This is a genomic window from Brevundimonas sp. FG8, from assembly GCF_057808845.1.
Genome location: NZ_JBMDIU010000020.1, coordinates 1 through 11,371, shown reverse-complemented (window position 1 = coordinate 11,371; position 11,371 = coordinate 1). Strand labels below are relative to the sequence as shown.

6 protein-coding genes and 1 tRNA gene are annotated in these 11,371 nt (G+C 67.5%); 5 read left to right on the top strand and 2 right to left on the bottom strand.

The features are described 5' to 3' along the window. Positions 1 to 367 precede the first annotated feature (367 nt). Positions 368 to 6,412 carry a M10 family metallopeptidase C-terminal domain-containing protein gene (locus ACODRV_RS17370; RefSeq protein ID WP_488909173.1) on the bottom strand — a complete coding sequence of 2,015 codons (6,045 nt, stop codon included), beginning with the start codon at positions 6,410 to 6,412 and terminating at the stop codon, positions 368 to 370. A gap of 393 nt (positions 6,413 to 6,805) precedes the next feature. On the opposite strand from ACODRV_RS17370, the gene argB reads away from it, so the two are divergent. The 3 genes from argB to dapD are packed head-to-tail and all read left to right on the top strand — an operon-like array spanning position 6,806 to position 9,248. Further along, positions 6,806 to 7,735, top strand: coding sequence for an acetylglutamate kinase (gene argB, locus ACODRV_RS17365; protein ID WP_168196877.1), 930 nt, complete (start codon positions 6,806 to 6,808; stop codon positions 7,733 to 7,735). Further along, on the top strand, positions 7,732 to 8,394 hold the full coding sequence (locus ACODRV_RS17360; RefSeq protein WP_488909172.1) for a pyrimidine 5'-nucleotidase: 663 nt from the start codon (positions 7,732 to 7,734) through the stop codon (positions 8,392 to 8,394). The genes argB and ACODRV_RS17360 overlap by 4 nt, the downstream gene beginning before the upstream one ends. Next, positions 8,391 to 9,248: a 2,3,4,5-tetrahydropyridine-2,6-dicarboxylate N-succinyltransferase gene (gene dapD, locus ACODRV_RS17355; RefSeq protein WP_488909171.1), complete on the top strand. Its 858-nt coding sequence runs from the start codon at positions 8,391 to 8,393 to the stop codon at positions 9,246 to 9,248. Before ACODRV_RS17360 ends, dapD begins: the two co-directional genes overlap by 4 nt. A gap of 148 nt (positions 9,249 to 9,396) precedes the next feature. On the opposite strand, the gene ACODRV_RS17350 is transcribed toward dapD, so the two are convergent. Further along, positions 9,397 to 10,623: a PQQ-dependent sugar dehydrogenase gene (locus ACODRV_RS17350; protein ID WP_488909170.1), complete on the bottom strand. Its 1,227-nt coding sequence runs from the start codon at positions 10,621 to 10,623 to the stop codon at positions 9,397 to 9,399. Between the two features lie 199 nt (positions 10,624 to 10,822). Between ACODRV_RS17350 and ACODRV_RS17345 the strand changes: the two genes are divergently transcribed. Both ACODRV_RS17345 and ACODRV_RS17340 read left to right on the top strand, forming a co-directional pair. Further along, positions 10,823 to 10,899 (top strand) — tRNA-Met (locus ACODRV_RS17345). Between the two features lie 198 nt (positions 10,900 to 11,097). Further along, complete coding sequence (locus ACODRV_RS17340; protein WP_141627894.1) at positions 11,098 to 11,349, top strand: hypothetical protein; 252 nt, start codon at positions 11,098 to 11,100, stop codon at positions 11,347 to 11,349. Positions 11,350 to 11,371: the final 22 nt, after the last annotated feature.

Sequence of the window (11,371 nt, the reverse complement as noted above, 5' to 3'; positions counted from 1 at the left end):
CAACGGTGTGGTAACCGGCGTCAATCGCACCGTACCAGCCGTTCGGCTCGGCCGCGGCGACACCGGCCGACAGGGCGAGGGCCCCGGCGGCGCTCGACGCCAGAATGAAAGTCTTAACGCGCATTGGTGGATGCCCTCCGCAGCCAAAATGAATTCGGACGGCGTTTGAGCCGCCGCTAAGCTTTCATAACAGCCCATTTCCCCGAGGTCGAGCCGGACTATGGCGGAACAATGTTCAGCGTGACCGCAAGGTTACAGCCGCCACGGGTAGAACGAAGCACGCCCGACGGTACGGGTCCGTCGGGCGTGAATCCGGATCGGCGACCGGAGTGGACAAGGCGGGAGCGATGCTCCCGCATTACCCGCTTCAGGCCCAGGGGTCGTGGGCGCTGAAACCATCCGGAAGATGCTCTGCCTGCAGGAGCTGCGGCCCGTGCGGTCCCTGGATCACCAGCGGATCGTCGGACCACAGGGAGACCGTCGGCAGCTTGACGAAGTCGCTTCCGAACACGTCTTCGTCCGGCTGGCCCGGCAGGACCAGCGGCTCGTCGCCGCCGGAAACGAGGAAGTCATCATGCGAGACGGGCTGCACCTGCGGCCCCGCCTCGACGACCTTCTCGCCCGCCATTCCCGGCAGGACCTGGGGCCCGACCTCGAGGATCTTGTCAGCAGCGAGGGCCGGCAGGGTTTGCGGGCCCGCCTCGGCCTCCTTGTCGCCCGCCAGGGTCGGCAGGACGAACAGGTCATCCTCCAGAGCCGGCAGGACGAAGTGATCGCCATGGATGTCCTTGCCCGTGACGGTCGCCGCTTCCGGCGCGCCCGGGATGGGGGACGTCAGGGTCTGGGTCGAGCCGTCGCCGAAGCGCAGGGTCTCGATGCTGCTCAGCAGCAGCGAACCGTCGCGACCCGGAGTATTGTCCACGACGCGGTAGCCCGCCCCCTCGACGGTGATGGTGTACTGACCCGCCGTGCCGGCAAGCACGACGGTGTCGTTGCCCAGCCCGCCCTGGAGGGTGTCATTGCCGCCACCGCCGCGCAGGACGTCATCCCCCGCGCCGCCGACGATGAGGTTGTTCAGGCTGTTGCCCGTGCCGGTGAAGTTGCCCGTGCCGCCGAAGATCAGGTTCTCGACATTGGCGCCCAGGGTGTAGGTCAGGATACGGGCGTCGACGGTGTCGTTGCCCGCCCCGGCGGCCTCGATGACCGTGTCGGCGACCTGCAGGATGTAATAGTCATCGCCGTCGCCGCCGTAGAGCTCGTTGGCCGCGCCGGAACCGCCGATCAGGATGTCGTTGCCGCCCAGCCCCAACAGAACGTCGCGTTGGGCGCCGCCGCGGATGGTGTTGCCGCCGGCGTTGCCGACGCCGGTGAAGGTTCCCGTCCCGGTGTAGGTGAGGTTTTCGACATTGGCCGACAGGTTCACCTGGAACAGGGCGGTCAGGACCGTATCGACGCCCTCACCGGCCAGCTCCACGATCGAATCCGAGCGGTGCTCGACGATGTAGGTGTCGTTGCCCGTGCCGCCGTAGAGCTCGTTCGGCACATCACCGCCGCCGGAGATGGTGTCGTCGCCGGCGCCGCCGATGATGACGTCACGGCCCGCGCCGCCCGACAGGACGTTGGCGCCCCCATTGCCGATCAGCAGATCGTTGAAGGCCGAACCGGTCAGGTTCTCGATCGACTGGAAGGTGTCCACGCCGCCGTCGCCGTCGTTGGAGGCGGTGTTGGTGTCCAGACGGGCCGTCACCGCGCCCGCCGCGAGGCTGTAGTCGGCGGTGTCATTGCCGGAGCCGCCGATCAGGGTGTCGGCGCCGCCGCGGCCGCGCAGGATGTCATCGCCGACGCCGCCGGTCAGGACGTTGTCCAGAGCATTGCCGCCAGCGGTGAAGTTGCCCGTCCCGGTGTAGGTCAGGTTCTCGATATTGGCGCCCAGGTTGTAGCCGGTCAGGGTCGCGGTGATGACGGTATCGATTCCCTGGCCCGCGTTCTCGATGACCGTATCGGCCACATCGAGCATGTAGGTGTCGTCACCCACGCCGCCATAAAGCTCGTTGGCCGCACCTGCGCCGCCGTACAGGACGTCATCGCCCGCCCCGCCGATCAGGGTGTCGCGCAGGGCGCCGCCGCGGATCACGTTGTTCTGGGCGTTGCCGACGCCGGTGAAGGTTCCGGTTCCGGTATAGACCAGTTCCTCGATGTTGGCGGCCATGTTGATCTGGAACAGGGACGACCGGATGGTGTCGTAGCCCTCGCCCGCGCTTTCGACGATCGAGTCCGAGCGGTGTTCGACGATGTAGGTGTCGTTGCCCAAACCGCCGTACAGCTCGTTCGGCACATCGCCGCCGCCGGAAATGGTGTCGTCGCCGGCGCCGCCGATGATGACGTCACGGCCCAGACCGCCCGACAGGATGTTGTTCCCGGCGTCGCCGACCAACAGATCGTTGAAGGCCGAGCCGGTGATGTTCTCGATCGAGGTGAAGGTGTCGGCGCCGCCGTCACCGTCGTTGGAGGCCGACTGGGTGTCGATCCGCGCCGTGACGCCCGCCGTCGCGCCGGAATAGTCCGCGGTGTCGCTGCCCGCGCCGCCGTTCAGGACGTCCGCGCCCGCACCGCCGGCCAGAACATCGTCGCCGTCCGCGCCGTTCAGGGTGTCATTGCCGCCGAAACCGTACAGGCGGTCATTGGTGGCCGCACCGCTAAGGGTCTCGCCGGCATTGGCGCCGATGAGGGTGATTCCACCCAGGGCGCTGACCGCCAGTTCGACGCCGGCGAAGCGCAGGCGCTCGATATTGGTCAGGGTGTCGACGCCATCCGAGCTGGTCACGGTGACCGTGCCGCCGCTGGACGTCACGCTGTAGGACACGCCGCCGACCGCGAAGGCCGCGGTGTCGGCGCCCGCGCCGCCGTTGATGGTGTCCGAACCGGCGCCGCCGGTGATCACATCGTCGCCGTCGCCGCCGTTGATGGCGTCATTGCCCGCCGCGCCGTCGATGACGTCAGCGCCGGCGCCGCCTTCGATCTGATCGTTGAAGGCCGTGCCGTTGATGGTGTCGGCGTTCGCGGTGCCGGCGAAATACTGGCCGCCGCCCGCGCCCACGATCAGGGTGCCGTCAGCGAAGCGCAGGTACTCGACCTGGCTCAGGATGTCCGTGCCGTCCGGACCGACCACCTGCCAGGCGCCCGACGGGATTTGGTTGATGGTGGACTGGGCGATCGTGCCGCTGAAGACCGCCGTGTCCGTGCCCGCGCCGCCGTTGATCGTGTCATTGCCCGCGCCGCCGGTGATGACGTCGTCGCCGTCGCCGCCGTTGATGGCGTCGTTGCCCGCCGCGCCGTTGACCGTGTCGTCGCCGGCGCCGGCGTTGATCTCATCATTGAAGGCGGTGCCGGTGAGGCTGTCCGCATTCGCCGTACCGGTAAACAACTGCCCGCCGCCGGCGCCGACGATGAGGGTGCCGTCGGTGAACCGCAGATACTCGACGTTCGTAAGGGTGTCCGTGCCGTCCGGACCGGTGACCGTGGTGGTCGGCCCGTTGGTCGAGACGCCGGACTGGGCGATCGTGCCGCTGAAGACGGCGGTGTCGATGCCGTCGCCGCCGTTGATGGTGTCGTTGCCCAGACCACCGTTGATGACATCGTCGCCGGCCAGGCCGTTGATCACGTCATCGTTCGATGTGCCGTTCAGCGTGTCGGCGTTCGCGGTCCCTTCGATCGGTTCCGACGCCTGGACCGGATTGCCGGCGATATCGAACAGGCCGTTGGAGAACTGTAGGCGCTCCACATTGGTCAGGGTGTCCGTGCCCTCAGGGCCGGTGATGGTGGTGACGCCGTTCGAGGTGCTGATGGTGTAGGACGACCGAAGACCCGCATAGACGACCGTATCGAGGCCGTCGCCGCCGTTCATGACGTCATCACCCAGGCCGCCGTTCAGGGTGTCGTTGTCGGCGCCGCCGTTCAGGGTGTCACGTCCGACGCCGCCGGTGAGCACGTCATTGCCCGCATCGCCGTTCAGGGTCCCGCCGGCCTCGATCAGCGGCTGCACCGGCTGCCCCGGCACGGAGACGTGCAGGGTGTATGTGCCGCCGGCCGCCGGCGCCGTGGTCCCGAAGCCGCCCACGCCGCCGCCCGAGGCGTACTCCCCGACCTGGATGTAGTAGGTGCCGGGCGTGGTCACGGTGTAGGTCAGCCGTGAATCGGTCGCCGCCCCGCCGTCGGAGGCGTCGTCGTCGTTCGAGGCCAGCTCAGCCCCCTCGGCGTTGAAGAGGCGCAAGGTCGAATCGAAGTTGGCGTTGTCGATGTCGATGACGATCGCCGCGCCCCCTTCATTGACGGTGAAGGCGTAATATTCGAGGCCGCCATGGGTCGTCGCCACCACGGTGGAGTGCGGCACCGTGCCGGCGTTGGCCACACCGGCGCGAGCGCCCAGATCAAACGTGCCGGTCAGCGAAACAGCCGTCTGCTGGGTCGCGTTGGCGGTGAAGCGATCCTTCACGACGTCCGGCGCACCGCCGGAAATGCCGGGCGCGCCGGCGAACAGCTGATCGTCGCCGCCGCCGCCGTTCAGCGTATCGACCCCGCCGCCGCCACGGATGATGTTGGCGTTCGCATCCCCGGTGATGGTGTCGGAATAGGCGGTGCCGGTGACGTTCTCGACGCTCACCAGCGTGTCCGACCCGGCGCCCCCGCCGGCCAGCCCCTGGGCGAGGTCGACCGTGATGCCGGCACCCGCACCCGAATAGTCAGCCGTATCGTTGCCGGCGCCGCCGTTCAGGGCGTCGTCGCCAAGACCGCCGATGAGGATGTCATTGCCTTCGCCGCCGTTCAGATTGTCATTGCCGCTGCCGCCGTCGAGATAATCATCGCCGACCAGACCGTTGATGGTGTCATTGCCGCCGAGGCCGCCGAGCGTATCGCCCAGCGCGGAGCCGTTGATCGTCTCATTGGTGAGATCGCCGCCGACCACCAGACCACCGGTCGGGGCGGCCGCGATCGTCTGGTCCGAGAACTGGAGGAACTCGACGTTGGTGATGGTCACCGGCGGCAGACCGTTCGCGGTCACGGTGCCGACCTGGCCGTTCCAGGTAATGGTGTAGTCAGCGCGCGCCCCGGTGAAGACCACGGTGTCTGATCCCAGACCGCCGTCGATCACATCCGCGCCGCCGCCGCCCCGGATGATATTGTCGGCCGAGTTGCCGCGAATGGTGTCCGCGCCCGAGCCGCCGATCACGTTCTCGATGGTCACACCGACCGCGATCGAGACGTTGCCGACCATGCCGCCGACATTGGAGAACGCGCCCTGACGCAGGTCGATGACCTGATTCTGGAAGTAGCCGGAGAAGTCGAAGGTATCGATACCCCCGGCATCCCAGACAGCGAAGATCAGCGGACTGCCCGCCGTGGTGACCGAGAACCACGGCTGACCGGCGTTCGAGTTGAAGCCGTAAACGGTGTCACCGGTCCGGGTGGTCGTATTGACCCCGTACAGACGCTGGACCGCCGCGATGTCGTCGAGCAACGGCGCCGAGGCATAGTAGGTCTGACCCGTGCCGTTGAGGCGGAAGTCAGCGCCGGTTTCCCGCTCGCTGAAGTAGCTCATCACCGTGTACTGGCGAGAGTCCTCGAAATAGATGGCGTTCGCCGAGTAGGTGATCGAGACGCCGGCCGAGGCGTTGTAGGTGGCCGGGTGGCTGAGGCCGATGGCGTGGCCGATCTCGTGCAGCAGGGTCTGGGTGCCGTAGCCATAGAGGATCGGGCTGGCGTTGTAGCTGAGCGAGCTGTTGATCCAGACGTCGCCCTGAACGGCATTGGCGCCGGTCGGACCGGGCATGGCGCCCGGCAGATAGGCGAAGGCCGCCGCGCCGTCCTGGCCGGAGGCGTAGTTGCCGAACAGAATGGTGGCGTTGTTCGAGTACTGGCTACCGGCGTCGGTCACGCGGGTGAACGTGATGTTCGCCACATCCGACCAGGCCTGCAGCGACTGGATCGCCACGGAGATCTGCTGGGCCGAAAACTGGCTGAAGCCCGTGGTGTCGGTCGGCATGGTGGTGACCGAGGCGCGGAAGGCGAAGGTCACCGTCGCGGCCTGGCCGAGGCCGGCGGCCCAGCTGGTGTTGGAGCGGGTGATCTGCTCGCCGGCGCCCCCGGGCGTGAGCGAAGGCTTGTCGTTGGGGCCTGAACCGCCGCGATCATCACTGTTCAGGATCGCGCCGAGGCCGCCTTCACCGTTGGAGACCACGCCATGGAAGCGCGCGCAGCAACCGCACACCTGGTAGCTGGCGATGGCGCCGAACGAGTCGTTCGACGACGTCGCGCTCGTATCGTCAGCGGAGCCCAGACCGCCGCCGAAATTCAGGTCTTCGGCGAACCGTCCCGATTGATCGCCGCCAAAGCGGTTGCTGAAACTGTCGAACATCCTGGGACCCCAGACCGGAATAGGAAAGCGGTCAACCTAACGCCGCGCGCTGAAACGACAAGCGCCAGCGTGCGACGTTCTTTCAACTGACAGTGAGCAACGCCCCGACGCCAATCTTTGGTTGTGAGAACTCAGCCGCCGCCCGTTCGGCCGGTCGCCTTTCCCGTCCCTTCGCAGACAGGACAGACCTCGCCGTCGGCCAGCGCGCCCGTCCCCGCGCACTCCGGACACAGCGTCGCATCCGGGTGCTGGAGCGACGCCGGATCCACCGGATCGGTCGGCGTCAGGTCTCTATCATCAATGTCGTGCGGGTTCATGGAAGAGCAAACGACGGCCCCGCCGTCCGGTTTCATGATGACAGGGCGCGGCCTTGGCATTAGGGAGCCGCTCGTGATGGACGAGATCGAACGGCAATCCGAGGAACGCGGCTGGGCCACGGCGAAGACGCTGGCCGAGGCCCTTCCGTATATTCAGGTCTATGACCGCGAGACCGTCGTCATCAAGTACGGCGGCCATGCCATGGGCGAGGTCGCCGTGGCCAAGCAGTTCGCCGCCGATGTCGTGCTGCTGAAGCTGATGGGCGTGAACCCGGTCGTGGTGCACGGCGGCGGGCCGCAGATCAGCGCCATGCTGGACAAGGCCGGGGTGAAGTCGAACTTCGTCGACGGCCTGCGCGTGACAGACGCCGACACCATGGCGGTGGCCGAAATGGTCCTGTCCGGGGCGGTCAACAAGGAGATCGCCCACTGGATCACCGTGGCGGGCAAGGAAGCGGACGTTCGGGGCGTGGGCCTGTCGGGCAAGGACGCGGGCCTGCTGACGGTCGAGAAGACCCGTCGCACCAAGCGCGATCCCGACAGCATGATCGAGCACGAGGTCGATCTGGGCTTCGTCGGCGACCCGACAAAGGTGGACGCCAAGCTGATCAAGGGGCTGATCGCCTCGGAGACCGACGACTGGGTGCCGGTCGTGGCTCCGATCGGCGTGGCCGCGGACGGGGCGACCTATAACGTCAACGCCGACACGGTCGCGGGCGCCCTGGCCGGTGAACTGAAGGCCAAGCGGATGCTGCTGCTGACCGACGTGCCGGGCGTGAAGGGCGCGGACGGCGAGATTATCCGGCAGATGTCGGTGGGCGAGGCCTCGCGGCTGATCGAGGACGGCGTCGCCACCGGCGGCATGATCCCCAAGCTGCAGACCGCCATGGCCGCGGTCCGGGCGGGCGTCGAGGCCGTGGTCATCCTGGACGGCCGCCGCCCCCATGCCATGCTGGTGGAGCTGTTCACCGAGTACGGGGCGGGCACCCTGGTGAAGGCGTCTTGATCGACCTGTCGCACGTCAACACCTGGGTGTTCGACATGGATGACACCCTGTACCCGCGGGAGCAGGGGCTGATGCGGCTGGTCCAGGCCCGGATCAACGCCTACGTCGTCGAGGCCGTCGGCCTGAACCCCGAGGAGGCGGGCGTGCTGCAACGCCAGTTCCTGGACGAGCACGGCACGACCCTGGCCGGGCTGATGGCCAACTACACCATCGACGCCGAACACTTCCTGCACGACGTCCACGACGTGCCCATGGACAGCCTTGAGCCCAATCCGGCGCTGGCCGCGCAGCTGCGCCGCCTGCCGGGCCGCAAGATCGTCTTCACCAACGGCGCGCGCGAGTACGCGGGCCGGGTGCTGGATCGGCTGGGCGTGGCCGACTGCTTTGACGGGGTCTTCGCCATCGAGGACGCCGACCTGACGCCCAAGCCGGCCCCCGCCACCTTCCGCAAGGTGATCGCACGCTTCGGCTTCGAGCCCCGGCTGGCGGCCTTCTTCGAGGACACGCCGAAGAACCTTGAGCCCGCCAAGGTGCTGGGCATGACCACCGTCCTGATCGGGGATGGGCATGGGAAGCCGCTCGGCGACCATATCGACCACATCGCCCCCGATCTGACAGACTTCCTGACCGACCTGACCTTCAAGGACGCCGCCGCATGACCGACCTGACCCATCTGGAAGCCGTCATCGAAGCCGCGTGGGACGACCGCGCCAACGTCTCGGCCGCGACCCACGGCGAGGTCCGTCACGCCGTCGAGCAGGCCCTGGACCTGCTGGACTCAGGGCAGGCCCGCGTCGCCTCGCGCGGCGAGAACGGCGTCTGGACCACCCACCAGTGGCTGAAGAAGGCGGTGCTGCTGTCGTTCCGCCTGAACGACAACCAGATCATGCGCGCCGGCGACCGCGGCCCGACCAGCCACGCCCCGGGTGTCGGCCCCTTCTGGGACAAGGTGCCCAACAAGTTCGGCGACTGGACCGCCGCCGACTATCAGGGCGCCGGTTTCCGCTCGGTGCCGGGCGCCATCGCCCGCCGGGGCGCGTACATCGCGAAGAACGTCGTCCTGATGCCGTCGTTCGTGAACATCGGCGCCTATGTCGATGAAGGCTCGATGGTCGACGCGTGGGCCACGGTCGGCTCCTGCGCCCAGATCGGCAAGAACGTGCACCTGTCGGGCGGCGCGGGCATCGGCGGGGTGCTGGAGCCCCTGCAGGCCAATCCGACCGTCATCGAGGACGGCTGCTTCATCGGCGCCCGCGCCGAGGTGGCCGAGGGTGTCATCGTCCGCGAGGGCGCGGTCCTGGCAATGGGCGTCTATCTGTCGGGTTCGACCAAGATCGTGGACCGCGAGACCGGTGAGATCTTCCGCGGCGAGGTGCCGGCCTACAGCGTCGTGGTGCCGGGCAGCCTGCCGGACCCGAAGGGCGGGCCGAGCCTGTACTGCGCCGTCATCGTCAAACGCGTTGACGCCCAGACCCGCGCCAAGACCGGCGTGAACGAGCTGCTGCGCGACTGAACGCCACTCAATATTTTTTTTAAGTGCACTTTAGTGCACATTTTCTGGCGCAGGTTTCGGGGCGGCTTCGGCTGTCAAAGACCAGAGCCGCACAGCCTAGCAGGCCGATGCGTCAAAAATGGACGCACCGGCCGGAGGCGTTTGCGTTTTATTGCGCCGACAGGCGGACCAGCTTGCCGTCCGCCTCGTCGGTGATGGCCCAGACGGCGCCGTCGGGGCCGACGGCCACGTCACGGACACGCTCGCCCAGATCGGTCAGCAAATATTCCTCGCCGACCACGCGGTTGTTCTGAAGCACGAGGCGCGAGATGCGCTTCTCCTTCAGCCCCGCCACCAGCAGGTTGCCGCGCCAGCCCGGGAACATGGCGCCGTCATAGTAGGCCATGCCGCCCGGCGCGATGACCGGGTCCCAGTAATAGACCGGCTGCTCCAGACCCTCGCGGGCGGTGACGCCCTCATTGATGGCGCCGCCCGCATACTCGACGCCATAGGCGATGATCGGCCAGCCGTAGTTCACTCCCGCGCGGTCGAGGTTCAGCTCATCGCCGCCGCGCGTGCCGTGCTCGATGGTCCAGACGTCGCCGGTCGGGGTGATGGCGATGCCCTGGACGTTGCGGTGACCCAGCGACCAGATTTCCGGCAGGGCGCCTTGGCGGCCCAAATAGGGGTTGTCGGACGGGACCGAGCCGTCGGCGTTGATGCGGATGGTCTTGCCCATGTGCGAGGCCAGATCCTGGGCCTGCGGGCGCATCGGGCGGTCAGAGCGCTCGCCCAGGGTGATGAACAGCTTGCCGTCCGGGGCGAAGGCCAGCGACGAGCCGAAATGCTTGTCGCCGTCATAGACCGGCAGGGCGCGGAAGATGACCTGCACGTTCTCCAGACGCGTTCCGTCGTCCGACAGGCGGGCGCGGGCGACGGAAGTGGCGTTGCCGCCTTCGCGGGGCTCGGCGTAGCTCCAGTAGATCAGGCGGTCCTGACCGAAGGTCGGGCCGACGATGACGTCCAGCAGACCGCCCTGCCCGCGCGCCGAGACGGCGGGCAGACCCGCCACGGGTTCGCTGACCCGGCCGTCAGCGGTGACGATGCGCAGACGGCCCGGCTTTTCCGTCACCAGCCAGCGGCCGTCCGGCAGCAGGGCGAGGCCCCACGGGTTCTGCAGGCCCGAGGCCACGACCGTGTGCGTCAGGGCCGCCTCGGTGCGGACGGCGGGGGCGCGGGTCTGGTCACCAGTCGCCGGCTGCTGGGACGGGTTGTTAGCGGGACGGGTTTCCAGCGATGCGCCGGACCGGGCGGCGGGGGCGTCCTGCCCCGTGGCCCCGCAGGCGCCGGCCATGGCGAGGGCGGAAACAGTGACGGCGAGGGCGATCAGGCGCATGGTCAGACTCCGGCGAAAACGGTTCGCCGCGAAACGGCGCAGCTCTCGTTACAGTTCCCCGAAACGGCCGTCACGGGGATGCGGCGGATCGCCCCGACGCCTCTGTGTTTCGAAGCGACTTGATCCCGCCCCGTCTCGCCTCTATAGGCACGCCTCTTCCGGCGGTCAGACCAGTTCCCGCCGGGACTCGAGAAATCGGGGCTGGGTAGCTCAGCTGGTTAGAGCGGTGGATTCATAACCCACAGGTCGGCGGTTCGAGCCCGCCTCCAGCCACCATTTTTCCTTCGACAATCGAGGCGGAAGGCCTCCATCCGCCAACCCGCTCAGGCAGAACCCGCCTAACAGTGGCGGATGAGCGGCACGCTCTCGCAGCGCGTGTGATCGCACGCCAGCTTGACTATACAGCTTGACGCAAACGCGCGTCGCACCTCAAGTTGCAATCGAGCCTTTCCGGCTCGCTTACAGGAGGACTACATGCTGAAGACCGCCATGATCTCCGCCACCGCCTTGCTGCTCTCGAGCATCGCAGTTCCGGCCAATACGGCCACACCCAACCGAATCGACAACCTCACACGCACCGCTGTGACGAATGACTATGAGGCCTGCATGCTGAATGCGGGTTGTGTGTTCGTATCGCCGAGCGAAACCTCACCCGGGTTCTGGGAATGTCCCAACCCCCGACTCGCCATGAACTGCTACGAACCCGCCGACCCGGGCGTTCCCTGACCGATTGGCGGGGGGGGGGGGG